This is a genomic window from Mesorhizobium sp. WSM4829, assembly GCF_055811475.1.
Genome location: NZ_JBVVQJ010000060.1, coordinates 1 through 24603, shown reverse-complemented (window position 1 = coordinate 24603; position 24603 = coordinate 1). Strand labels below are relative to the sequence as shown.

21 protein-coding genes and 6 pseudogenes are annotated in these 24603 nt (G+C 60.7%); 19 read left to right on the top strand and 8 right to left on the bottom strand.

The genetic code is table 11. The features are described 5' to 3' along the window. The 8 genes from AC0L17_RS32440 to AC0L17_RS32405 all read left to right on the top strand — a co-directional run. Positions 1-680: branched-chain amino acid ABC transporter permease (locus AC0L17_RS32440; protein ID WP_473518749.1), on the top strand; the 680-nt coding region annotated here is incomplete at its 5' end. 3 nt (positions 681-683) lie between these two features. After that, a complete protein-coding gene (locus AC0L17_RS32435) occupies positions 684-1721 on the top strand; it encodes a branched-chain amino acid ABC transporter permease (RefSeq protein ID WP_473518748.1) in 1038 nt (345 codons plus the stop codon). A gap of 49 nt (positions 1722-1770) precedes the next feature. Next, on the top strand, positions 1771-3102 hold the full coding sequence (locus tag AC0L17_RS32430) for an ABC transporter substrate-binding protein (RefSeq protein WP_473518747.1): 1332 nt from the start codon (positions 1771-1773) through the stop codon (positions 3100-3102). A gap of 64 nt (positions 3103-3166) precedes the next feature. Beyond that, a complete protein-coding gene (locus AC0L17_RS32425; protein WP_473518746.1) occupies positions 3167-3955 on the top strand; it encodes an ABC transporter ATP-binding protein in 789 nt (262 codons plus the stop codon). Further along, positions 3952-5199, top strand: coding sequence for an SfnB family sulfur acquisition oxidoreductase (locus AC0L17_RS32420; RefSeq protein WP_473518745.1), 1248 nt, complete (start codon positions 3952-3954; stop codon positions 5197-5199). The genes AC0L17_RS32425 and AC0L17_RS32420 overlap by 4 nt, the downstream gene beginning before the upstream one ends. Positions 5200-5230: 31 nt before the next feature. Continuing rightward, positions 5231-6406, top strand: coding sequence for an FMNH2-dependent alkanesulfonate monooxygenase (gene ssuD, locus AC0L17_RS32415; RefSeq protein ID WP_473518744.1), 1176 nt, complete (start codon positions 5231-5233; stop codon positions 6404-6406). After that, positions 6403-7833: an FAD/NAD(P)-binding protein gene (locus AC0L17_RS32410; RefSeq protein WP_473518743.1), complete on the top strand. Its 1431-nt coding sequence runs from the start codon at positions 6403-6405 to the stop codon at positions 7831-7833. Before ssuD ends, AC0L17_RS32410 begins: the two co-directional genes overlap by 4 nt. Continuing rightward, the gene (locus tag AC0L17_RS32405; RefSeq protein WP_473518750.1) at positions 7791-8507 is read left to right on the top strand and encodes a flavin reductase family protein; all 717 of its coding nucleotides are present in this window, start codon (positions 7791-7793) and stop codon (positions 8505-8507) included. The genes AC0L17_RS32410 and AC0L17_RS32405 overlap by 43 nt, the downstream gene beginning before the upstream one ends. 1997 nt (positions 8508-10504) lie before the next feature. Here the strand turns inward: AC0L17_RS32405 and AC0L17_RS32400 are convergent. The 5 genes from AC0L17_RS32400 to AC0L17_RS32380 all read right to left on the bottom strand — a co-directional run bounded on the left by AC0L17_RS32400 (position 10505) and on the right by AC0L17_RS32380 (position 13391). Continuing rightward, positions 10505-11149, bottom strand: coding sequence for a hypothetical protein (locus AC0L17_RS32400; RefSeq protein WP_473518742.1), 645 nt, complete (start codon positions 11147-11149; stop codon positions 10505-10507). A 152-nt stretch (positions 11150-11301) separates the two neighbouring features. Then, complete coding sequence (locus AC0L17_RS32395) at positions 11302-11709, bottom strand: ubiquitination-like system serine protease family protein (RefSeq protein ID WP_473518741.1); 408 nt, start codon at positions 11707-11709, stop codon at positions 11302-11304. Further along, positions 11706-12881: a ThiF family adenylyltransferase gene (locus tag AC0L17_RS32390; protein WP_473518740.1), complete on the bottom strand. Its 1176-nt coding sequence runs from the start codon at positions 12879-12881 to the stop codon at positions 11706-11708. Before AC0L17_RS32390 ends, AC0L17_RS32395 begins: the two co-directional genes overlap by 4 nt. Beyond that, entirely contained in the window at positions 12856-13128 is a 273-nt protein-coding gene (locus AC0L17_RS32385) for a multiubiquitin domain-containing protein (protein WP_473518739.1), read from the bottom strand. The genes AC0L17_RS32390 and AC0L17_RS32385 overlap by 26 nt, the downstream gene beginning before the upstream one ends. Positions 13129-13151: 23 nt before the next feature. Then, positions 13152-13391 (bottom strand): DUF2188 domain-containing protein, encoded by a 240-nt coding sequence (locus AC0L17_RS32380; protein ID WP_473518738.1) that lies wholly within the window; start codon positions 13389-13391, stop codon positions 13152-13154. 131 nt (positions 13392-13522) lie between these two features. Here AC0L17_RS32380 and AC0L17_RS32375 point away from each other — a divergent pair, with 131 nt between their 5' ends. The 6 genes and pseudogenes from AC0L17_RS32375 to AC0L17_RS32350 form a co-directional block, all read left to right on the top strand. Further along, on the top strand, positions 13523-13840 hold the full coding sequence (locus AC0L17_RS32375) for a helix-turn-helix domain-containing protein (RefSeq protein WP_473518737.1): 318 nt from the start codon (positions 13523-13525) through the stop codon (positions 13838-13840). Then, complete coding sequence (locus AC0L17_RS32370) at positions 13837-14721, top strand: ImmA/IrrE family metallo-endopeptidase (protein WP_473518736.1); 885 nt, start codon at positions 13837-13839, stop codon at positions 14719-14721. The genes AC0L17_RS32375 and AC0L17_RS32370 overlap by 4 nt, the downstream gene beginning before the upstream one ends. A gap of 525 nt (positions 14722-15246) precedes the next feature. Next, on the top strand, positions 15247-16032 hold the full coding sequence (locus AC0L17_RS32365; protein ID WP_473518735.1) for a hypothetical protein: 786 nt from the start codon (positions 15247-15249) through the stop codon (positions 16030-16032). 9 nt (positions 16033-16041) lie between these two features. Further along, positions 16042-16588: pseudogene (locus AC0L17_RS32360) on the top strand (methylase); the annotation flags it as partial. A 309-nt stretch (positions 16589-16897) separates the two neighbouring features. Beyond that, the gene (locus AC0L17_RS32355) at positions 16898-17743 is read left to right on the top strand and encodes a DMT family transporter (protein WP_473482464.1); all 846 of its coding nucleotides are present in this window, start codon (positions 16898-16900) and stop codon (positions 17741-17743) included. 153 nt (positions 17744-17896) lie between these two features. Further along, positions 17897-18118: pseudogene (locus tag AC0L17_RS32350) on the top strand (ABC transporter ATP-binding protein); the annotation flags it as partial. A 62-nt stretch (positions 18119-18180) separates the two neighbouring features. Here AC0L17_RS32350 and AC0L17_RS32345 read toward each other — a convergent pair. Beyond that, the gene (locus AC0L17_RS32345; protein WP_473518734.1) at positions 18181-18447 is read right to left on the bottom strand and encodes an endonuclease; all 267 of its coding nucleotides are present in this window, start codon (positions 18445-18447) and stop codon (positions 18181-18183) included. On the opposite strand from AC0L17_RS32345, the gene AC0L17_RS32340 reads away from it, so the two are divergent. Together AC0L17_RS32340 and AC0L17_RS32335 are read left to right on the top strand one after the other, a co-directional pair. Next, positions 18440-19129 carry an IS6 family transposase gene (locus AC0L17_RS32340; RefSeq protein WP_473518733.1) on the top strand — a complete coding sequence of 230 codons (690 nt, stop codon included), beginning with the start codon at positions 18440-18442 and terminating at the stop codon, positions 19127-19129. The two genes, AC0L17_RS32345 and AC0L17_RS32340, sit on opposite strands and share 8 nt — an antisense overlap. 31 nt (positions 19130-19160) lie before the next feature. Further along, positions 19161-19331 (top strand): annotated as a pseudogene (locus tag AC0L17_RS32335) (IS6 family transposase); the annotation flags it as partial. Between the two features lie 76 nt (positions 19332-19407). Here AC0L17_RS32335 and AC0L17_RS32330 read toward each other — a convergent pair. Next, positions 19408-19919: pseudogene (locus AC0L17_RS32330) on the bottom strand (transposase); the annotation flags it as partial. A 436-nt stretch (positions 19920-20355) separates the two neighbouring features. Here AC0L17_RS32330 and AC0L17_RS32325 point away from each other — a divergent pair. Both AC0L17_RS32325 and AC0L17_RS32320 read left to right on the top strand, forming a co-directional pair. After that, positions 20356-20907 carry a Rossmann-fold NAD(P)-binding domain-containing protein gene (locus tag AC0L17_RS32325; protein WP_473518732.1) on the top strand — a complete coding sequence of 184 codons (552 nt, stop codon included), beginning with the start codon at positions 20356-20358 and terminating at the stop codon, positions 20905-20907. Positions 20908-21047: 140 nt separating this feature from the next. Further along, entirely contained in the window at positions 21048-21752 is a 705-nt protein-coding gene (locus tag AC0L17_RS32320) for a nitroreductase (RefSeq protein ID WP_473488846.1), read from the top strand. Between the two features lie 30 nt (positions 21753-21782). Here AC0L17_RS32320 and AC0L17_RS32315 read toward each other — a convergent pair. Continuing rightward, positions 21783-21866 (bottom strand): annotated as a pseudogene (locus AC0L17_RS32315) (sarcosine oxidase subunit gamma); the annotation flags it as partial. Between the two features lie 180 nt (positions 21867-22046). Here AC0L17_RS32315 and AC0L17_RS32310 point away from each other — a divergent pair. Continuing rightward, a pseudogene (locus AC0L17_RS32310) lies at positions 22047-24603 on the top strand (Tn3 family transposase); the annotation flags it as partial.

The following is a 24603-nucleotide window of genomic DNA, read 5'->3' as shown; positions in this document are numbered from 1 at the left end:
TCGCGGTCATGGTCGCGCTGGGCTTCACCATCGAGCGGACTGTGCTCAGGCCGCTGGTCAATCGCTCGCCGATGACGCTGTTCATGGCTACGCTTGGGCTGTCCTACATCATTGAGGGCGCTGCCCAGTTGATGTGGGGCACGCAGGTGCACGGGCTCGATCTCGGCATAGACGACACGCCCTTCGAGGTCGGCGGCATCCTGATCTCGTCGTTCGACCTTCTCGCCGCAGGCATTGCCGCGGCGATCGTGGCGGGCTTGAGCGCATTTTTCTCCTGGACCCGGATCGGGCTGGCGTTTCGCGCCGTCGCCGACGACCAGTTCGCGGCACTTGCCGTCGGGCTGCGGCTGCCCCGGATATGGGGAACGGTGTGGACGGCCGCGGGGTTCGTGGCCCTCGTCGCGGGGCTGCTGTGGGGTGCGCGTCTCGGTGTCCAGTTCTCTCTGTCGCTGATCGTTTTGAAGGCGCTGCCGGTGCTGGTGCTTGGCGGCTTCGATTCCATCCTCGGCGCCATTGTCGGCGGCCTCATCATCGGCGCCAGCGAAAAACTGGCCGAGGTCTATCTCGGCGCCTTCGTCGGCGGCGGCATCGAAGGCTGGTTCGCGTATGCGCTGGCGCTGGTCGTCCTGTTGGTGCGCCCCTCCGGCCTGTTTGGCCAGAAAACCGTCGAAAGGGTCTGACCGATGGCCGTGCGAGCGCTCGATGCCGCAAGGCTTCCAATCGACTGGCAGAAGTTGGCTCTGCCGGCCGTGCTGGTCGTCGTCGCCTACGGCCTGATCCCCGGCCTTGCGTCGAGCTATCTCGTCGAGGCAATCCTGCTGCCTTTTCTGGCGCTCAGCCTGGCAGCGGTCGGTCTTAACTTGCTCACCGGCTATTGCGGCCAGCTTTCGCTTGGCTCCTCCGCCTTCATGGCTGTCGGCGCTTTCGCCGCCTACAATTTCAACCTGCGGGTCGAAGGACTGCCGCTGGCGGCAACTATGATCCTGGCCGGGATTTCGGCCGCCGGCATCGGGGTCGTGTTCGGCTTGCCGAGCCTGCGATTGCGCGGCTTCTATCTCGCTGTGTCGACACTCGCCGCCCAGTTCTTCGTGCAATGGGCGCTGACCAAGTTCGGTTGGTTCTCAAATGACAACCCATCCGGCGTGATTTCGGCGCCGCATCTCATCGTCGCTGGGTTCCCGCTCGACGGCGCCACCGGCCGCTACCTGCTTTCGGTCACTACGGTCATCGTGCTGACCGCCGTCGTCTGGCGTCTCGTCAACAGCGCGACCGGCCGCAACTTTGTTGCCGTGCGCGATAACGAAACGGCAGCGCGCGTCATCGGCGTGCCGGTGCTGCGAACCAAGCTGCTGGCCTTCGCCATCTCGTCCTTCATCATCGGTATCGCCGGTGTGCTGTGGGCCTTCACCTATCTGCGCACCGTAGAGCCGGCCGGCTTCAACCTCGATCGCTCCTTCCAGATCCTGTTCATCATCATCATCGGCGGGCTGGCTTCGATGCGCGGCGCGTTTCTGGGTGCGGCCTTCATCGTCGTCTTCCCGCTTTTTCTGTCCCGGATCGGCGCCTTCCTGTTCGGCGGCCTGTTCGATTCGGGCGTGCTCGACATGAGCCAGCGCATCGTGCTCGGCGCCCTCATCATCATCTTCCTCATCGCGGAACCGAGCGGGCTGTCGGCCCTCCTGGACCGCCTGAAACGACGGATCGGCTCAAGGTCCAGCTGAGCGCCGCTCGACATCCTCTCACGGACCCACACCTCAGGAGACGCAACTCATGACCTTCTTCAGTCATCTCAAGAAAGCGGCGATCGCCACCGCCTTCGTGCTCGGCGCGACGGCGGTCCACGCCGACGAACAGTATTTCCCCCTGCAGAGCTACCGCGTCGGCCCCTATGCCGCCGGCGGCACCGGCTTCTTCGGCGGCTTCATCGACTACCTCAACCTGATCAACATCCGCGACGGCGGCGTCAACGGCGTCAAGCTGACCTGGAGCGAAGGCGAGACCCAGTATGAGGTCGAGAAGGGCGTCGAGGTCTACGAACGATTGAAGAGCAATCCGGGTATCGCCGCCTGGAACCCGCTTTCGGTCGGCATCGCCTACGCCATGATCGACCGCATCACTGACGACAAGGTGCCGCTGATCACCATCAACCACGGCCGCACCGACACCACGGACGGGCGCGTGTTCCCTTACGTCTTCCCGCTGCTGCTCAATCCCTACAGCGAAACGTCGGGCATCGTGAACTACATCGCCTCCAGGGAAGGCAGCCTGGACAAGCTCAAAGGAAAGAAGATCGTGGTGCTCTATCACGGCTCGCCCTACGGCAAGGAGACGATCCCGATCTACGAGCTTTTGGCGCAGAAATACGGCTTCGAACTGTCGCAGATCGAGGTTCCGCATCCGGGCAACGAGCAGCAGGCACAATGGCTGACGATCCGTCGCGAGCGTCCCGACTATGTGGTGCTGCGCGGCTGGGGCGTGATGAACCCCGTAGCGTTGAAGACTGCGCAGAAGACCGGGTTCCCAGCCGATCACATTGTCGGCAATGTCTGGTCGAATTCGGAAGAGGACGTCATCCCCGCGGGCGATGCCGCCAAGGGCTATACCGCCATCACCACCCAGGCCTCGGGCGAGCAGTATCCGGTGGTCCAGGAGATCGTGAAAACGGTCTACGGCGACGGCAAGGGCAATCTCGAGGACAAGAGCCGCATCGGCTCGGTCTACCACAATCTCGGCATCGTCAATGGCATCCTCAATGTCGAGGCGGTCCGCATCGCACAGGCCAAGTTCGGCAACCGCACGCTGACCGGCGACGAAGTGCGCTGGGGCTTCGAGCATCTCAAGCTCGATCCGGCGCGCGTCGAGGCGCTCGGCGCCAAGGACCTGTTCCACTCGATCAATGTCTCTTGGGACAATCACGAGGGTGACGGCTACGTGACCTTCCAGCAGTGGGACGGCAAGAAGTGGAACGTCGTGTCCGACTGGATCGCGCCCGACTGGAAGCTGCTGCGCCCGATCATCGAGAAGTCGTCCGAGGCTTATGCCACCGAGAAGGGCATCAAGATCCGCACGGCCGAGGACGCCGACGCAGTGGTCAGCAACTGAGTTTGCCATGGCGCGGCCGACAAACTGGCCGGCCGCGCCATCCAGCTTCCCAGCGGAGTCATCGATGTCCAGCCAATACCCGATACTGTCAGCCAGCAGCGTGGAAGCTGTCTACAACGGCGCCATTGCCGCCCTGCACGGCGTCGACCTTTCGCTCGGCAAAGGCGAGATCGTCGCCTTGCTCGGCTCCAACGGCGCCGGCAAAACGACGCTGCTGCGCGGCGTATCCAATCTCCTCCCGGCCGAGCGCGGCACTATTACCGCTGGTCGGATCACCTTCGATGGCGAGGATGTTTCAAGGGCAAGCCCGTCGCAGCTCGTCCGCAGCGGCCTCGTCCAGGTCCTCGAGGGCCGGCATTGCTTCCGCTCGCTGACGGTCGAAGAGAACCTCTTCACCGGCGCGCTCGGGCGCTTGTCCTCTCGCACCGGCGTCAAGGCCGACCTCGACCGTGTCTATTCACTTTTCCCAAGGCTCGCCGAAAAGCGGCGAACCCGGTCCGGCCTCACGTCCGGGGGCGAGCAGCAGATGACGGCAATCGGCCGGGGCCTGATGTCGCGGCCGAAGCTCTTTGTTCTGGACGAGCCGTCGATGGGGCTCGCGCCGCTGATCGTCGACGAGATCTTCAGCGCACTGAAACGACTAAACCGCGACGAAGGCCTTTCGATCCTGGTTGCCGAACAGAATTCGGCGGTCGCGCTGAAATACGCCGACCGCGCCACCGTGCTCGAGAACGGCGTCAGCGTCCTCGAAGGATCGGCTGTCGACCTGCGCCAGCGCGCCGACATCAAGACCTACTACCTCGGAGGCGCGCCGCTTCCACCGCAACATTTTCCCAAGGAGACAGCAGCATGACCATCCAATCGAAGCAGCCGTCGGATAGCCGCAGCGCCGTGCCACCGGTCGAACGACCCCCTGCCAAGGCGCATGTTATCAAGACCGATGCCGAGGCAATCGCTGTCGCCGAAAAACTGGCCGCGGAATTCGCCAGGGATGCCTCCAGGCGGGACCGTGAACGCCTCTGGCCGACGGAAGAGCTCGATGCGTTTTCGCAGAGCGGCCTGTGGTCGATCAACGTGCCGAAAACCTATGGCGGGCCGGAGCTCTCCTATGTGACGCTGTCGAAAGTGATCACCATCATCTCGGCGGCCGATCCGTCGCTGGGCCAGATTCCGCAGAACCATCTCGGCGTCGTCGCCGCCATCCGCACAGTCTCGGACGACGCTCAGAAGAAGCTGCTCTTCGCCGAGGTGCTGTCAGGCACGCGCTTCGGCAACGCGTTCTCCGAGTTCGGCTCCAAGCGCGCGGCCGACTTCGAGACCAAGTTCGTCGACGCCGGCGACCATGTCGTCGTTAACGGCCAGAAATTCTATTCGAGCGGTGCTCTGCTTGCCCATCTGGTGCCGATCGTGGCGCTCGATGACGAGGGGCGCGCCTGGTATGCCATCGCCGATCGCGGCGCGCGCGGACTGACGGTCATCGACGACTGGTCGAGCTTCGGCCAGAAGACGACGTTGTCCGGCACGGTCTTGCTCGACAATGTGAAGGTGCCGAAGACGCATCTGGTTCCCGGCTATAAGGGTTACGATCGGCCGACGGCCGACGGAGCCATCTTCCAGATCATCCAGGCCGCCGTCGATCTCGGCATCGCCAAGGCGGCGATCGACGAGACGGTCGATTTCGTGCGCACCAAGTCGCGCGCCTGGATAGACAGCGGCGTTGATCATGCCTGGCAGGATCCTTATACGATCCAGGCGATCGGCGACCTTCGTCTGCGGGCCAATGCGGCAGAGGCGGTTCTGGAAAAGGCCGGGCTTGCGGTCGATCGCGCCGTCGCCGACCCGAACGAGAAGACCGTCGCGGAAGCGCAGATCGCTGTGGCGGAATCCAAGATCCTCACCACCGAGATCGCCATCAATGCCACGAACAAGCTGTTCGAGCTCGCCGGCACACGCTCGACGCTGGCCGAGCACAATCTCGACCGGCATTGGCGCAACGCCCGCACCCACACGCTGCACGATCCGGTGCGCTGGAAATACGCGATCCTCGGCAACTACTACCTGAATGACGTCAATCCGCCGCTCCATGCCTGGAGCTGAGCAAGGCGCGCCAAGTCACAGAGGACTATTCATGAGCATTGCCACTCCCGACAGGATCAAGGTCCTGTGGTTTCTTCCGACCCATGGCGACAGCCGCTATCTCGGCACCTCCGAGGGGGGCAGGGCGGTCGACTTGCCCTACCTCACACAGGTCGCCAAGGCTGCCGATGCGATCGGCTACTATGGCGCGCTGCTGCCGACTGGACGCAGTTGCGAGGACAGCTGGGTCGTCGCGTCGGCGCTGGCGCCGCTGACGCAGCGGCTTCGCTTTCTTGTCGCCGTCCGGCCGGGCCTGCAATCGCCGACGCTCGCCGCGCGTATGACCTCGACGCTAGACCGCATTTCGGGCGGACGCCTGCTAATCAATGTTGTCACCGGCGGCGACCCGGTCGAGAACAAGGGCGACGGCATCTTCCTCAGCCATGACGAGCGCTATGAGGTGACGCGGGAATTCCTCGACATTTACAAGGCCGTGCTGCGTGGCGAGACCGTTGCCTTCGCAGGCAAGCACTTCCGTATCGAGGACGGCCGGCTGCTGTTTCCGCCCGTGCAGACGCCACATCCGCCGCTCTATTTCGGCGGCTCGTCAGAGGCGGCCAACGCGGTCGCTGCCGAGCAGATCGACAAATATCTGACCTGGGGCGAACCGCCGGCCGACGTTGCAGCCAAGCTCGATCATGTGCGCGGTCTTGCTGAAAAAGGCGGGCGCCAGGTGGCCTTCGGCATCCGGCTGCATGTCATCGTTCGTGAAACCAATGACGAAGCCTGGGCCGATGCCGACCGCCTGATCAGCCGCCTCGACGGCAACACGATCGCCGAGGCGCAGAAGGTATTCGCACGCATGGATTCTGTTGGCCAGTCGCGCATGAGCCGTCTGCACGGCGGCCATCGCGACAAGCTCGAAATCAGTCCCAACCTGTGGGCCGGCGTCGGCCTGGTGCGCGGCGGCGCCGGCACCGCCCTGGTCGGCGATGCGGCCACGGTGGCGGAACGGATCGACGAATACCGGCGTATCGGCATCGATACCTTCATCCTCTCCGGTTATCCGCATCTGGAGGAAGCCTATCGTTTTGGCGAACTGGTGCTACCGCTATTGCCGCTCGATCATGAAATCTCGACGCGACCGACGGCCGTGAACATGGGACCCTTCGGCGAAACGGTGGCCGGCGACCATCGGCCATCGGCGCTCCGCGCGAGTCAGTCTTGAGCGCCAGAGAATCGGGCAGGGGACCCGTCGTAGTCATCATCGGCGGCGGCTTCTCCGGAGCGGCGACTGCGTTTCATCTTGCGCGGCTTCTGCCCGCCGGTGCTGCCGATATCGTCGTCGTCGAGCCCCGCGAGGGGCTCGGCTATGGTCTGGCCTATTCGACGCCCGATCCTTCACACCGCATCAATGTGCCGGCGTCGAGGATGACGCTGATCTCCGGCCAGGACAACCACTTTGCCGGCTGGCTGGAGCAGACCGGCGCCATTGCGGACGATGCCGAGGTTATTGCCGCCAATGGAGCGCTCTACCCGCAGCGTCGCGTTTTCGGGCGCTACGTGGAATCCCATCTTCAGCCCTTTCTGTTCGGTAAAACGATCCGCCATGTCAGATCCGCGGTCGCGTCAGCCGAGCTCAGTGGCGAGGGCTACCACCTGATCCTCGCTGATGGAGGAACGCTCGCAGCGGACGCCCTGGTGATTGCGACGACGCATCCGCCACCGACCTTGCCATTGCCGCTGCAGTCCGTGGCTGGTGCAGCCGGGCTGGTAGCCAATCCCTATGATCTCGAAAGGCTGGAAGCGATAGGACGCTACGACCATGTGCTCGTCGTCGGCACTGGACTGACGTCGGCGGATGTCATCGCAACGCTCGACCGCAATGGCCATCGCGGTCGCATCACAGCACTTTCACGCCATGGCTACCGGTCGCGAGGCCATGCGGCTACGCATGCCGATCCGATCGGCGACTTCACCGGCCTGCCTTCACGCAGCGCCACCGTGCTGCTCAGGCGTATCCGGTCGACCATCGCAACCGCCGCGCAGCAGGGCGAAGGCTGGCACCCGGTGCTCGACGCCGTCCGGCGACAAGGGCAGATCATCTGGCAGGCCCTGCCGCTCGCTGAGCAACGCCGCGTCGTGCGGCACCTTCGCGCGCTGTGGGATGTTCATCGCTTCCGCGTGGCGCCACAGATCATGGACATGCTTGATCGCCAGGTTGCCGAGGGTAGGCTTGCCTATCGCGCTGCATCGATTGTCGGCGCCGAACAGATCGACGGACGCATTCGGGTCACGCAGCGACTGCGTGGCCAACGCCGCCTCCTTGCCGAGGCCTACGACAGCGTGATCGTGACGACCGGGCCGGCGCATGCCGATATTTTGCGGACCAATGCGGCGATTGCGGCGCTCGCACGGACGGGATTGGTGCGGCTCGACCCGATTGGCCTTGGCTTGGAGACTGACCCGCAAGGCCGTGCAGTCGGCACATCCGGGCGGCCGACTGGCAGCATTTTCGTCAGCGGGCCATTGGCGCGCGGCAGCGTTGGCGAACTGATGGGAATTCCCGAAGTCACCGCGCATGCCGAGCGCATCGCCGCCGAAATTCACCAATGGCTGGAATACCAAACGGCGTTGCGTCGCAGGGCGTCGTGAAGCTACAAAAAATGAGGCTAAGCCAGATGACACTGACCGAACGCGCTCCCCAGATTGAAACCCGTGTCCCTCTCAAATCTGCCATGCGGCACCTGGCTGGAGCCGTGTCCGTGGTTACCGCAGGTATTGGCGACGAAAGGACGGGCGCAACCGTTACCACCGCCCACTCACTGTCCGTCGAGCCGGAGGTAATGGTCGTCAGTCTCAACCTGAACTCGTCAACCTGGGCAGCAATCAGGCGGCACAGGCATTTCTGCGTGAACGTGCTGCGAGCCGACCAGGTCGCGATTGCCGATCGCTTCGCCGGACGCGGCGGCCTGAAGGGGGTGGAGCGTTACGAGGGGGCTCGCTGGCTGAGCCTCGCGACCGGCGCGTTGGCGCTCGACGGGGCGCTTGCCGCCGTCGACTGCGCGGTCGAAGACATGTTCACGCAAAATCATGCCAGGGACTGCGCGCAGGAGCTCATTATCAGTCACGCCGTCAACCCACGCCATTGCGGTGCGATAGAGCTTGGCGAAATCATCGTGGTCCTTCTCGTCGATGTCCCAAGCCCAGGCCTGACTATGGTCTTCTTCGAAAGATCGTTCCTCCCCAGCAATCCGGATCGTCTCGACCACCGGTTTATCGGACCCCGCATGTTCTTTTTCGCGCTCTGCGTGAAAGGCAGTCGCTAGCGCGCGCAATGCAACGCGTGGGAATTCTTGGAGAAGTTGGGGGAAAGCCGTGGCGAGGCTGTAGCTTGCCATGGCAAAGTCCTGAGCCGCGTTTGACGTCAGCGACAGGATCCAGCTACCCGACATGGACGTGGTCTGATCGCGGCTAAATTCACCGCCACGAAACACGCATCTGAACAAGCGGAGCACTAACTCGTCATCATATGGCGCGAGATCGATGACCTTGTCGGCCAGTGCAGGCACTTCAATGTGACCGAACTTGGCAAAACGGTCGGGGTCAAAAATCTGGTTGAGGCGTCTGGCCGAGGCTAGTGGATCGGTCGCGAAGGTCTTGGCGACAAAGGGTATGGCGTGACGTGTAAGCCAAGGGATCCGGCTCTCGTCGGCTGACATGATGTCAAACAGTTTGCGGGACGCCGTGCCCAGGTGCTTAAACGACTCGGGATCGGGATTGTTTTCCAAAAGCGTGCCTATGAGGCCCCGCATGCTGCCAATCTGCGCCATGTTTGGCGCGTTCATTTGCGCCACGAGCGCGGCCCAAGGACGGACCATGATTGGATGCTTCTGGTATCCCTTCGCTAGCAAAGAGCCTGCCAAGTATTGAAATGCACGCTCCTTGAGCGGATCGGTGGTTGTAAGAGCGCCAACAAGAGGGGCCACGTCTTCAGTTTCTTGAACCGACTCGACGGCAATGCGCGCCACTTCGACCCGCACGATCGGATCGATGTCCTCATTGCTGACGAGGGCGACAATGAAGCACCAATAGTCCGATCCCGGAACGTCCTTCTTTAGGTCTTCAAGCCAATATCCCAGGGATGGAGAAATCAGGAGGCCTGCGCCGGTCGCCCTGGAGAGGTGAGATAGCGCTTCGTTGCGGTCCGGGAGCAAGGTCAGTCGCGCGACAGCGTAATCAAACAACACATGGTGGCGGAACCCGATGCGGCGCGTCGATTCCGTCACAAGCACTCCCGCGCGTTGCAACTCATCAACCGTCGAAGCAGTCGCGGTGGGTACGCTCGTTTCGGGGATATCCACCGAGCGTCCGGCGATCATCAACATAAGAACGCTGCGCAGGCTAACCGTGGCGGGAGTCCCCAGGTGGCTTATACGCTCATCCCAATAGCGAGAGAGCAATTCGCCGCGCGTCGCGACATGCGCGAGCGATGACGCGGAAACGCCGCTGCGCAGCAGGTCGCCAACCAGCGCCAAATTGAAAGGGTTGGTGGCGAGGGCCTCCATCTTGCTGCCCCCGGCTACGATCGCGGCAGACAGCATCGGTGACTTCGCCGCAATATCCGCCTTTTCTTCTGCGCCGAGCGTTGGAACATGGATATGGCGGACGGCCGGGAAGTTTTGGTCCGCATGCGCCGCCTCGGGAGGGGTGCCCACAAAAAGGCGTTTCCAGTCGCGCCCAAGCCGAAGGTCAAATGTCCGGACGGAAGCGACAACATGCCATCCATCCAGATTTCCGACTAGTTCAACGAGCTTCTTGTAAGTGGCTTCCGCAGCACCGCCGCGCACCGCATCAAGAGCATCGAGCAGAAGATAGGCGCCCTTTTCGGTTGGCATCTGTGACAGAACGTCAATGAGCTGATGCTTCAATCCGATATCAAGGCGCAGTGCGTCCAAGGAAATGGCACTTGCGTCGACGGCAAGGACGACAACAGTGGCGTTATTCGAGAGCCGCAGAGCTGCTTCGCGCAGGATGGCAGATTTGCCAGATCCTGGTTCTCCCGTAAGCGCCAGCGAACCTTCCACTGCACCGCGTGCAACAAGATCGACGATTGGCCGGGTGATTACCATCGGCCCCTCCGGTGCTTCGATTGCCGCGAACCGCTTGAGCCGTTTAAGGGTCTCAGCGCTGTAAGACCGGAGGCGGGCAACATCATCACGGTAATTGGGAGGTTCGATAAGCCGGACTCGACCGGCCAAGGCGAGCCGAATGGCGGCTGTACCACCGCCTACTCCCCGCTGCGCCGCATCCGCTGCCCAGGAGACTAAAAGATCGAAAAGCCCGGTCTCGTCACCCGCAGATGGCGTTGGCTATCTCCGATCACAATGACGCAGCAGAGTGACAGCACACTCTGTTTCTCAGCATCGGTGATCGCTTCGCCGAAGGCTTCGAGCCATGCTCTGCGTATGTGTTCGCTGAAGATCGCACGCGCACTTTGGAGATGATCGGGAAGACCGGTCGCCGCCCCGGTTCGGCAACGGTCGAGAACCTCACGAAGATTGCTCTTAATGGTCCCGACAGCCTGATCGCTTACCGCAAGAACCAATCGATCTTCCGCGGTATTGAGTGCTCGGCGGGAAGAAATTCCGTCGGCGCCTTGCTGATATTGACGGACAAATTGAACCGCAACGGAAGCGAGTTCGCTATCTTCTGCCGGCGAGAGGGCTATCGTGCGCTTTGCCTGGACGTAAAGCCTGCCGATGTCGGTTTCAATGGTAAGATCGTCGACTGCGGATCGCGTTTCGAAGCGCACCTTCCGCGGTAAGCCCGGCAGGCCGATAGCAATGCGTGAGGCTGGACGGTTGGCGAGCAGAGCCGCCGCGGCGCAGGCTCCAACCACTGACTGGAACACGACCCCGCCGGCTGTAGCACGCCCACCGCCAGTGCCGCGGCGCACTTTCGTTTTCACGACGGTTCCAGTTAGCTGTGCACCGCGCATTTTAGTGGTTTTGGATTTCCTCATAGCCCGACGATAGCAGCCGCAATATCAGTGTTAAATAACTAAACCCTAACATTGCTCTGGTAATAAGAGCCTCGCAAAGCAACGATCCACTTCACAAACTACTTTCTCAGGCCGAGGAATTTCAGCAAGGCAGCCCAAATCCATGCGACAAAGCCGAGCCGTGGTTCGCGAGCCTTATAATACGCTTCACGCCGTCTTTCTTCGGATTGGCGACCGTCTGCAATCTGCTCGTCACTCCAGCGCGGCGCCCAGTCAATCCGACCGTCTGTTATCAGGTAGTGGGATCGACAGGGTAGCTGCCAGTTTCCGATTGATGGGCGCAGTGTCGCGCGGCCGTCCCGCTCAAACAGGGTCCACTCGGCCGGGCCGAGAGGCACCGACACCTTGTTGCCGCAGCCGCATGCGCAGAGATGGGCGACTACCGCAAATTCTCTGGACACATAGAGAATGCCCGGCTCGAGCTGTTTTGGCACAAATTGGACGTGCTGGAGCGCGAGATGCTTCACGCGTCGCGCTCCGACATGACGCGGAGAGTGGTTGTGTCCATTAGTAAATGGTACGCCGAATTGTCGTCGACGTAAAAGCCGCGGAGCTGCTTGTACCTCATTACGGCCAGACCGGCGTTGAGGGCATTCAGCTCGGCGATCTGGATGTTTTCCCGGTAGACGTTGTCCGGATCATCCACGGTTTCGGCCAGATTCATGGCGCGAACTTCGCCAGCCTTTTCGGCGCCGAAATAGGTGGCTCGGAGGGTGCCCGCCAGCGGGCCTTGTTTGCGGTTCAGGCCCATTCCCACATCGATGAAGGGAATGGCCAGCGCTATCAACAGGTCAAAGATGGCTGCCCGAGCGGAGCCTTTGTCGACGCAAACAAATGCGAAAGTCACCCCTTCGAGATCAGACGACGAGGATGCATCGATATAGGTCGGCTTCATGGACAATCCGTACCGGAAGTTGGCGTAGCGCTTTTCAGCGGTCGCCGCCTTGGATTTGCCCCAGTCGCCGAGATCCAGTGCGCCAGGGGATCGGAACGCGTTGTGGGGGTAGAATTTATCCCCATCGAAACCGCGGATTTCCTTCACCCGGGTCTTGGCCATGAAGTCCAGGACGTAGGAGCCGGTACCGCCGAGTCCGATAATGGCAATGACGTCGTCCTTGAACACGCTGGCAAGATCCGCGATCTCGGCGCGGCTGGTCAGGGAATCGTGCACCTTGAAAACGGAATCCGGCAGGATGTCCGGATCAACGCGAAAGGTGAGAGGCGTTGCCTGCGGGTACCGCCCGGTGGCTGGGCCGGAGATCAGCGCGACATAGTGCTCGACTTTGTCGAAGAAATCCCGAAAGCCGTTCGGCGGCTTGTTGGAAAATGACCTCTGGACGATGACGTCGTCGTGCGACAACGGAATGCTCATCTCGCCACCGGATAAATTTGCCACCAGACATCCATCGAGCCCGTATGGCGCCGATCCGGCGAAAAAGACCTGATGGTCCTGCTGCACGTAGCGGTTCTGGTCGACAGGCACGAGCTTGCTGACAATGGAGCCGGTTTGAAGCGCGCCCTCGTGGTCGAGGTAGGGAATGTCCCTGGCCACGAGGTGCAACGTATCAACCCGGAGGGCATAGCCCTTTTCAAGCAAACGACGGATATCGTCGTTATGACTGGCCAGTTCGATTAACACTGAAGACCATTCCTTCCTTGACTTTGACGCTGCCGCCAGGGGCTAGAATACCTTCCGGCTTGTGCCCGTCGCCACGGGTGTAAGTTACCGAGTAAGTGATCTCGGGGTGCTGCGGATAATCGGGATAAGCGAGCGTCACCACTTCCGCGTAGGTGATGTCATCCTTTTTCGGGACTTCGTAGGGGCTGCCGTCAACGATGATCGTGACGGTCTTATCCTTGACCTTTGCGTTCTCGTGGGCTTCCATTTCGGGGTCTCCTTGTTGTGCCGCTAGCCGCGCGGCGGATTGGGATCGTTACCGTGGCTGTCACTCTGGGCAATCCGGCCGTCCTGATTGTGGATCTTGAGTTCGGTCTGCTGGTTGCGGCTTACGCCGCGCCCATGGTCCACCGCCTCGCGCTTGGTGTCGAAGTGCCCGGACGCCCGTTCGCCACCGCCACGTTTGACGTCCCAGCCTCCAGCCTTGTTGGGCACCACATGATGTGTGCCGCCGCCTCTTTTGCCTGCCATATGGTTGATCTCCTTCGTCGTTGTTGAACTTAAAGTACGCCTACTCCGAACATCTTTGATCCAGTTCGTTTCGGTTGTCAAGCACCTAAAGTGCTGCTACTCTGAACTTATCAACCGGAAAGGAGCTATCCGTGACCACGCCAATTGGCGAAAAAATTCGTACCCTGCGTAAACAAAAGGGCTTCACCCTCGATCGCTTGGCTGAACTGGCCGACTCCAGCAAAAGCTATATCTGGGAACTTGAAAACAAGGACCCGCCGCGACCATCCGCCGACAAGATCAGTAAAATCGCCATCGCACTGGACGTTACCCCCGATTACCTGCTCACAGATGCAGTCGCTGTCGAAGACGCCACCGATACCGCGTTTTTCCGCAAATACCGGACCATGGATCCCGGTACGAAAGAAAAAATCCGCAAGATGCTCGATCTCATGGGCGGTGATGAATGACTCAGATATTCACGCCTGAGCGCTGGGCTTTCGAGATCACGCATCTCCTAAACCTGGTGCTTGGCGCCGACCGGTTTCCAATCGATGTGGCGCAACTGGCGCTGGAGTTCTCGCGGAATCGCTTTGCGTCCGATCCCATCGTGATGGTTAAAGGAGACAACCTGCCAACTTTTGACGGTGCGCTGTATCCCGCTAGGGGGCGGCCCGGGTGGGGCATCATCTACAACAACGCGATCTCGTCGAAGGGCAGGATCAATTTCACGCTTGCCCACGAGTTCGGCCACTATCTCCTGCACCGCCTGGCTTATCCGAACGGTTTTGAATGCGGGCCACAGCAAATTGTCCGGTGGGATTCCGTATATGGCCAAGTCGAGTATCAGGCGAACGTGTTCGCGGCCACGCTGCTGATGCCGCTCGACGATTTCCGACGGCAGATATCGGCGAAAGCTAAGGTTGACCTGGCGATGCTGAAAGGCTGTGCCGAACGGTACGGGGTCTCGTTGATCGCCGCCGTCCTGCGCTGGCTCGGCTACACCGAACGACGCGCCATCTTGGTGGTATCCCGTGACGGATACATCCTTTGGGCACGTTCAAGCGGACCGGCGTGGAAGTCTGGCGCGTATTTCAAAACGTCGAGCGGCGGGCCGATAGAGATTCCGGCTGCAGCGTTGCCTCTCAACTCCCAGGTCCTCGTCGACGGCCGCGGCGAGCGCGACCATGCAGCCGGCGTATGGCTGAGGGAACCTGTCCATGAGATGACATTATTAGCCGAGCAATACGATTTCTCGCTGTCTCTGCTGGCACTGGACGATGCGCCTCCTCGTCAGTTCGAGGAAGCCGACGCCGAGGAGGACACCTTCGATCGCGTCACGGCTAGATAGGCTGGCCAAGCCCTCAATTTCCTGCATCACCTTTTGTTTGCAACGGGTGCCCCTGCACCCTGCCTTACCGGCGAGGTCCAGGGGTAGAAACTGCAAGAGGGTGTTGATGCGGCCGCAGGCGAAGCCGAGGCTCGGTCGTCTTGCAGGCGCAGGGGCAGCGCCCCTTAGCAATCCGGTCAGTGTCGATTGCGTCGAGCAACGCCAATAGCCTTCCGGCAGACGATGATGCCTGGCGCCGTCCCGAAGATGCTGTAGGTAGGCCGCCCTGGACAAAAATGTACCCGCTTGCGGTTCGGCAACGTAGGTCGGCATTTCGGTTGCCACGCCGTTCACCGTCACTGTCACCGGAACCGCGTATAGCTGTTGAGGTTTCGATCGCAGCCGGGCTGATATCCTTCGCTCCGGTCGAGTAGCGCCAGGTCCGAGGAGTCTTGCGGCGCGGCGTGCTATATTCACCTGTTGGTAGATTCCGGGACGTGGCGTCTTCGGGAGCGACGCCCACAAACTCGGCAGAGGGAGTTACTTATGAAGTGGGGCGATCAAAAGCGCGATTTGGACCCGATCCTGGCGGTCTGGCCAGAATACCGGCCGCTGGAAAACTGGTGGCATATGATCGAGTACGCCGAGAGCGAATTACATAAGCCAGCATGGTGCGATCGTCGTATCCCTTTGCCTCAGGGCGTTAAGGCTGATATCTATCGGGATGAGGCGAGTGCCTTCGACGCTGAGTCGACGCTAAATCCCAAGCTCGCTGAAGCGCTGGAGGAAAGGCCCCTTGAAAAGGAAGCTCGCACCTCTTTGCGGCTTAAAGTGCGTAAAGCGCTAGAGGCGAAAGAGCGACTTGCAGCGGAAGAGCAGTTGATGCTCAAGGAGGGCGTCCGGCGGCATGCTAGAGACATGCGCCCATCGGCATCCGATCTTCAGCTGCCGAAGGAGTCCGAGGAATACCGCGACGCTCTCGCAAAGCAGCTGTCCGAAATGCCCTATCTTCGCTCGGCGCTCATTGGCGCCGGATACTCCGCGCACGTCCTTTACTGCGAAAAAGACCTCCGTTGGACTAAGCCATACACTGCCGGCAGGCGAAGTGTCCAGGCAGCCTACCGCGCGCGCACGGCCAATCGCTACCGACTTGATCTGCCAGCCGACCGACCTGTCGTCCTCGTACCAAAAGACAACGTCGCCTGCGACGAGCACGCGCTCGCCCCGCTGCAATGCGCCTTCCGAGGAGAGGGATGGGACTGCAGTCTGGAAGGAAGGCTCGATCCTTTCGAACAACCATGGCCGTATTGTCGTCCTTCAAGAAGATGGTGAAACAGTCACGCCATCCTGTTGATCAACGAGCGGTCCGGCCGCGCCGCTGTGCAGGTTCCGACCACGAGCCGCATTCTCGACGATGGTGAGGTCGAACGGCGTGTCCGCTTGATCCGACCGATGGAGAACCACAACATCCCCGTGAAGATGACGGACGAAACCCATTGGGTGAAGGCCGATCCGGACATTTTCGCCCGTGCCTGGGAAGCTGAGGTGGCTGAAGTGCCGGAGTTCGTCGACAGCACCATCCATGTCGTCGCCGGCCTGTTGCTCCCGATCTGGAAACGGCTGCCGAACGAATCGACACGGGTCTATCGTCTTCAGACCGATAGGCGAGCGCATCATCGGCCGCTGTGTCTCGCCAGCCTGGGTCGCCGGTGCAACGGCGGCCGGATCGTCAACGCTCGCGCCGGGCCATGCCTTCGCCGCTTTGATGGATGGCAGGACGGTTCTCGATTTCTCCGAGGATCTTCAGCTTCGTCGCGTCCGCGTAATGGGCGTCAACCGCATCGAATTGTCCGGCTTCATCGACACGATGCGCGACCGAATCTCGGCCTAAACGGCAACGTTCGACCATTGCCGTCCTTGCAGCATGTCGAGAAATCTGCTCGAAAGCCTCTGCCTTTGGCGTCGTCGGCGGACTTGTCGTCCATGCTCGATGGCCAACCAAAACGGAGACCGCCGGCGTTGCCGCCCTGATCGCCGTCGTTGCAGTGGCGATCCGCGTCGTCATGGCCGGCAATCCAGGTCGAATAAGGCTTGTCGCAAACCTCCTACAACCCGCTACGTTGCAGGAGTTAGTTGTTAAAACCGAGACGAGCCGAGATGGACACCAGGGTGGACACTACCAAACACGGAGTTTGATATGACGACGGGAGTGTTTGCGATGGTGTTTGGCGCGGCTGTTTTGCATGCGGCATGGAACGCCTTGGTCAAGGTGAATGCCGACAGGCTAGTCATGATAGCAGTCATGATGATGAGCCAGGTTGCCGTCGGTATGGTGGTTGTCCCATTTGTGGCGTTCCCGACGCCAGAAAGTTGGCCATATATTTGGGCTTCGTGTGTGCTTAATACTGCCTACTGCGTGTTTCTGATCAATGCATATCGTTATGGAGATCTGAGCCACGTTTACCCCATTTCTCGGGGTTGCTCACCGCTGGTCGTAGCGTTCATCTCCGTCGCGATCGTGGGTGAAACACTGACCATGCAGGCTGGCTTTTCGGTTGTTGTTATCGCTCTGGGTATCATGAGCCTAACCCTGACGCGTGGCGCGGGAGGCTTCCGGGAACCAAAAGCAATGCTGTATGCGGTGGGCACGGGCGTATTTATCGCCGGATATACGGTCGTGGATGGTTTAGGCGCCCGTCTTGCCGAAAGCGCAGAAAGCTACACTTTCTGGTCTCACCTCTACAACGGTATTCCGATAACCTTGCTGGCATTGTATCTGCGAAGGGGGCAGGTTAGGGTCTCGCTGCAGAAATGCTGGAAGGTCGGAGTGCTCGGGGGCATGATTTCTCTGTTGGCGTATTGGATTGTCACTTGGGCAATGACACAAGCGCCTTTGGCTTTGGTATCCGCAGTCCGGGAATCAAGCATGGTGTTCGCTGTGCTGTTTGGTGTCTTCTTCCTTAAGGAGCGCCTCGACCTGGCGCGGTTGGCCTCCATCGGCATTACGTTGATCGGGACCGCAATGCTTAAGATATCCAAGTGATAGCTGTTCCGAGTTCGATCGAGTCGGCATGAGGGACGGAAGCTCGCTCTTGACGCCTTGCTGCGTTGGTCAGCAGGAGCGGCATGTCCGCCCTCCATCACCCCCCGCGGATATCGCCGAGAGTATACCTAGAGAGAATCAGAGGGCTAAGCGGTAGCCTTCTTCCACGATCTCTTCGCCGGCCAGGTGGCGTCGCGCATTTCGCAAGTCGCCTCCGCCGTGCAGCAGCAGATCGTCGTCGCCTTTTACAGCGTACCATATTTCCTGTTGCAGTTTACAGGTTCGCTCGTCCTGCTTGCCACGCTTTCCTGGCCGCTTGCGCTTCCTGTCCTTGTGTGGATCGCGGCGAACATCGCCATTGCGGTTATGGCGGTTCGAGCCTGGCGCCTTGTCCCAGCCACTGCCCAGGCACGTGCCTCCCGACACGACCGATCTCGTCAGCCTTCAAGCTGCAGGCGCGGGGCCCATTCGGGGAAATCGATCAGGGGGTTGCGATTACCTTGAAGAACGTAGATCGCCGCATTGCGATGGCTTTCCCCCTCGTCAGGGGCATATTGTTCATGCCAGGCCAAAAGCGTTTTCAGCCGCTGTCCGGCATAGCGCCTGCCGACATAGCCGGCATATGGTTCTGTCGCAAACGGAATGGCAACCCATATCTGGCACGAAGGCCTCTCTTTTTCGGGGAGCTCGCTTGCTATGTTCAAAGGCCGTCATTTCGACCGATCAGTGATCTTGCTGTGCGTGCGCTGGTATCTGGCCTACAATCTCAGCCTGCGCGATCTGGAAGAGATGAGGGCCGAACGCGGCCTGAACGTCGACCATTCGACTGTGCACCGCTGGGTCGTTCACTTCTCGCCCCAGCTTCTGGAGCGCTTCAACGGGCGCAAGCGCGCCGTCACCGGCAAGTGGCACATGGACGAGACATACATCAAGATACGCGGCCAATGGATGTATCTCTATCGTGCCGTCGACGGCGTCGGCGACACGGTCGAGTTCTTCTTCAGCGAACACCGCGACTGCCGGCAGCCAAGTTCTTCCGGAAGGCCCTGGAGCGCCACGGCACCGGATCGCACCGTCATCGACGGCAGCCCGACCAATCATGAGGCGATCATTTCCTGCGACGCCGAACACCGTCTGCGGAATCGATCGCGACGAGCGCTGAAGCCGATCCGCATCCGCAAGAGCAAGTACCTCAATCGGATCGAGCAGGACCATCGGCGCATCAAGCGCCGCACTCGGTCGATGCTCGGCTTCAAGTCGATGGCCAGTGCCGATGCCGTCCTTTCCGGCATCGAGATGGTTCACATGATGCGCAAACGGCAGGCGAGGTTCGCCTATAATCCACGTCCCTCGATCGCCGAGCAGTTCGAAATCCTTGCAGCATGATCATCGGCGCGAAAGCGTCCCGTTGTAACCACGGACCACGCAAGGCTTCCGATCACCAGGAGCACTGCAACGCTTCGTTTCGATCTTCTCGGCTCTGCGCAATCTCTTCGTCCCGCCCTACTCAAAACGCTCCGCTCTCGCCACACATGTTGACCGGCTGCAGGCCATGGCGGAATGGAAAGCCGTGACCGTGGTCAGCTGACATCAGCGGCCGCAGGTCTCAACGCGTTTATATGCAGACAACGTGACATCACCGCTTCAATGCGTCTCGATAAGCATGTCAGCATGACATCGCCCGCCGCATAGAGCAGGGTTACGCACCCGCCGGCGCTGCATTTCGACATTCTGTCATGTCGTCGACCTCGCCCGACTGGAAGCGGCGTGGCACCAGGCCAAGATAGGCGCCCAGATCGCGGGAGCGCCTAAAGCGTCCACCACCGCGGAGAACGCGAGCGCGGTCAGGTTCTCGACGCCTGGGACTATCATTAGCCGGCGGCATGCCGTGGAACGTTTCGCGACGTTCTTGATGTTGCCATCGATTGCCGACGGCCGAGTGCATCGCGGCACGCGCTGCAATGAGGCTCTGCACGGCGGCGGATAGCCCGGCTATTCCCTCGCCGGCCTGCAGCTCCTGTTTGATTAAGCGGGACTGAAACACCCACGACAACACCGCGGATCTGGTTTGCATGACGCCTTGCCCGACCAGCTTCTTGCGGGCGATGATCAGCGCGCGAACGGCAAACGCCAGAAGTCACTTCACATGCGCCGGCTTGAAGAAGCCGATGCGGGCAAATCCGTACGTCGGCAACGGCGCCGAAGGGCTCAGCGGCAGCCTCAAAAGACCAAATCAGAGCGGCGTCCTGTATCCACAGCGCCGATAAGATTCATACAAACAATCGATTTTATCAATCTTGCCCGATGCTGCATAAGGACAGCGCCTAACGGCGCGTCGATCTTTCGATCGCGAGGTGGGACCAACGCTTAAGTCGGGCAACGGCACGCGCGGGCGCGGTCTCTGGCGGTCATTGAGAAGTTCAATTGAGCGGCGGCGGCTCCGGTCAAGGACGCCGCGCGCCTCATCAGGCCAACTCGTTTGGAAGGTCGTCTGCACGAGAGTGCCGTCCCTCAGCCATTAAATTGGAGAAGCCGTTGAAACTTACAGGTAAAATCATCGTCATAACCGGTGTCTCCTCCGGAGTCGGCAGCGAAGTCGCCCGTCTTGCCCGGTGCGAAGGCGCGCGCGTCATCGGCTCGCTCGAGGTGATCCCACTGTCACGCTGGACGGCTTCATTCAGATCGACCAGAGTGCGCCCGAAGAGATTGATGCAGCGCTTACCAAATTCCCGGAACGCATCGACGGTCTTGTGAATGCCGCCGGCGTCCCCCGCATACTGGACCGCGATATTGTTGCACGCGTGAATTATCTCGGGACACGCCATCTCTTGTATGAACTTCTTTGCCGTATGCCCAAGGGCGCTTCGATCGTGAATTTCGCCTCCCTCTCGGACACCGAATGGCCCAAGCGCGTTGATCTGCATAAGGAGCTCGCCGACACTCAGAGCTTTGCGGATGGACTCACTTGGCTCGCCGCCCATCCAGTGCCACAGGAAACCTGCTACCAGTATTTCCAGGCGCTGATTGTTTGGTCGGCCAGCGCGAGCTTCGACCTATACATGCGGCGGGGCGTCCGCATGAACACGGTGGCGCCTGAACCTGACTGGACCATTCTCGGGGATTTCTTCGCTATGCGCGGCCGTGGCTACGAAACGGCGAGTTGAGGGGCGTCCGGTTGAGACCCACGCTAGAGCGCCGCGCGTCCAATTGGACGCGCAAAGGACGCTCTAGCATTTCTAGACTGCGCATGATGCTTTCCGGAAACCGATTTCCGGTTTCCGGGGTCATGCGCTAAGGACGGCCCATGCTGGAAAACAGGACTACAGTTACAGATGATGCGGCGATCGTCGACGAGGCGATCACGTCGCGCCGTTCGGTGCGGGCCTTCCTGCCCGACATGGTCGATGACGAGACGATCCGCGCCATTCTCTCTGTTGCCGCGCGTGCACCTTCGGGCACCAACATGCAGCCCTGGCGAGTCTACGTCACCAAGGGCGAGGTCAAGCAGCAGATCACCGACGCCATCCTCAACTCCGGCGTCCGCGCCGAAAAGGCCGAGTGGGACGAGTATCGCTACTATCCCGACCAGTTCTTCGAACCGTATCTCAGCCGGCGGCGGGCCAACGGCTTCGGACTCTACAGTGCGCTCGGCATCGGCCGGCGTGAGGTGGATAGGATGCGCGCGCAGCACGACCGCAACTTCGTCTTCTTCGACGCTCCGGTCGGCATGATTTTCACCGTCGACCGGCGGCTCAACAAGGGCTCGTGGATCGACTACGGCATGTTCCTGCAGAACATCATGGTGGCGGCGCGGGGCATGGGCCTGCACACCTGTCCGCAGGCGGCGTTCGCGCCTTATCACCGGCAAATCAGGTCAGTGCTCAACATTCCCGACGAGGAGATCGTCGTCTGCGGCATGGCACTCGGTTACGAGGATACGTCCAAGCCGGAAAACGAGTTCCGCACCGATCGCGCGCCGCTGGAAGAGTGGGTGACGTTCGCCAAGTGAGGAAGTGAGGTGACGACCGGCCGCCTCGGTCTACTGCACTTCGTAGCCGACTTCTTCGCTGGCGTGACAGAGCGCCTTCCAGAACGACCGCGCAAACGAGCGGAACACATAAATGGGGTCAGAACAAGAGCAGTGCGAAATCGTACGCTTAGATCGAACAGAACATGAACTGCATCGGATTTTGGATACGGGGGCTCCGATCTCTGTGGATTGGCACCGTCAGGCACCAGTTTTGGTTTCTTCGCCCGTCCGACTCAACAACGCTTCCGGCAGATTGGGCATGGGGAGCGGGCGATGGCAAAACGGAGACTTCTCAAAGCTCATGATCGACAGAAGCTTTTCGATACACCAGTCGATGAGGACAGCCTAATCCGTTACTATTCGTTGTCACCGGCGGATCGCCTTGAGATTGAGCTGCGGAGGCGTGAGCATAATCGGCTCGGCTTTGCCGTTCAGCTATGTCTGATGCGTTACCCTGGCCGGGTGCTGGGAGCGGAAGAGACTCCGCCTCGCGCCATGCTTCGATATGTTGCCGACCAAATCGGCGCCGATCCAGAAGCATTTGCACTTTATGCACGCCGTGAAGAAACCCGTCGTGATCATACGGCGCGGCTCATGGTATATCTGGATACGAGAAGCGCGACGGCGCAAGATCGTCGAGCCGCGCTACTGGCCGCAATTCAGACGGCGGCGATGTCCGACGACGGCGCTGCGATAGCCGGTTGCATTGTTACCACATTTCGTGAACGCGGATCTCTTCTGCCGGCAATCGACACGATCGAACGCATCGGCCTTGCCGCTCGCGCCATTGCTCGTCGACGGGCCGAGAAAGCGCTGATCGAAGACATTCCGCTCGACACACTCCAATCATTGGATAGGCTGTTGGAGGTAGATCCGTCGACCGGCCAAACGCGCTTTCATTGGCTGCGCTCGGCACCCGAAGCGCCTGGTGCGTCAAACCTGGTCGGGCTGACCGAACGGATTGCCTTCCTGCGTACGCTGGAAATCGATCCGAGATTGCAGGCGCGCATATCATCTGGACGGTGGGAGCAGATGATCCGGGAGGGCAACGCCACGCCAGCCTGGCTGGCCAGCGATTTCAACTCCAGCCGCCGGCACGCTCTGATCGTGGCGCAGGCCATCAGACTCAGCCAGAAGCTCACCGACGATGCCGTAACGATGTTCATCAAAGCTGATGGGTCGGCTGTTTTCTCAAGCCAACAACCGCAAGAAGCAGCGGCACATGGATTGCAGGCCGGATACCGCCAAGGCACTGCGCATGTTCCTCGATACGACTACCGCTCTGCAGTCTGCCAACGACTATGGCCGGAATGCATTGGAGGTCCTCGATCAGGAAGTCGGATGGCACCGGTTGCTGCGGATGAAGCCTGAGCTTGAGTCGATGGTCGAGGACAACGAGGCGTCGCCTTTGGCCCTGGCGGCCGAACAGTATGCAACCGTCCACAAAGTATGCCGGTGCTTTTCTGCAGACCTTCACATTCCAATCAGCGCGGCGACACGATCCGCTTCTCGCGGCAATCTCGCTGCTGAAACGGCTTTATGCCGAGAGACGGCGGACACTTCCGGAGCGCGTCCCGGTCACCCACCTCAGCCAGGCTGATCGACGGCTCATCTTCGGACAGGAGAGGCCTAATCGCCGTCTCTACGAGATCGCCACGCTCGCGGCCTTGCGAGACCGGCTTAGATCTGCGGACATTTGGGTCGACGGCAGCCGATTCTTCCGACCGATCGACGAGCATCTGATGCCGCGATCAACGTTTACAACCATGAAGGAGCAGGATCGGCTCGGACTGGGCGTCCAGGGAGACGGCGCGGCCTGGCTCGCGGAGGCTCGCCAGATGCTCGACTTCAACCTGAAGCGCCTCGTGCACAGAGCACGATCAGGAAAGCTCGAAGGTGTTCGTCTTTAAGCCGGGACGTTGATCGTTACGCCAACGGCTGGCGAGGTTCCGGCGGCGGCCGAGGAATTAAATGCCGAGATCAGCGATATGTATCCGTTGGTTGAGGTTCCCGACCTGTTGAGGGAAGTGCATGACTGGACCGGCTTTGCCGATCACTTCACGCATGTCCGCACCGGCGACGCCCCAAGAAATGTCTCGGCCATGCTGGCCGGCGTGCTGGCCGATGCGACCAACCTTGGTCCGAGGCGAATGGCGAGCGCATCCAAAGGCATCAGTGCTCACCAGATCAGTTGGATGCGCACATTCCATGCCCGGTCGGAGACCTATCGCGCCGCGCAAGCATCCATCACCGATGCGCACACTCGTCAGCCGCATGCCCAGCTTTGGGGTAATCGAACGACCGCGTCATCCGATGGGCAGTTTTTTCGCGCCAGCGACCGAGCCGCAAAGCGCGGCGACATAAATCTGCACTATGGCAGCGAGCCGGGCTCGAAGTTCTACAGCCATTTGTCGGATCAGTACGGCTACTTCAGCATCTTGCCGATCAGCCCGACCGAAAGCGAGGCGGCCTATGTGCTCGACGGGCTGTTCGATCAGGACACGATCCTCGACATCCAGGAACACTTCACCGATACGGGCGGTGCAAGCGACCATGTCTTCGGACTGTTCGCCCTGATCGGCAAACGCTTTGCGCCACGACTACGCAATCTCAAGGATCGGAAGTTCCATACGTTCGAGAAGGGCGACGCATATCCGGTGCTGTCGAACCATATCGGGACGCCGATCAACACCATCCTGATCCTCGATCACTGGGACGATTTGCTCCATCTGGCGGCGTCGATCACGACGCGATCTTATGCGTCGGGCGAGATTATGTGGCGGAGCCGCCCTGACCCCTTTCGGGCCGGCCAAACCCAGCTTGCCTCCGC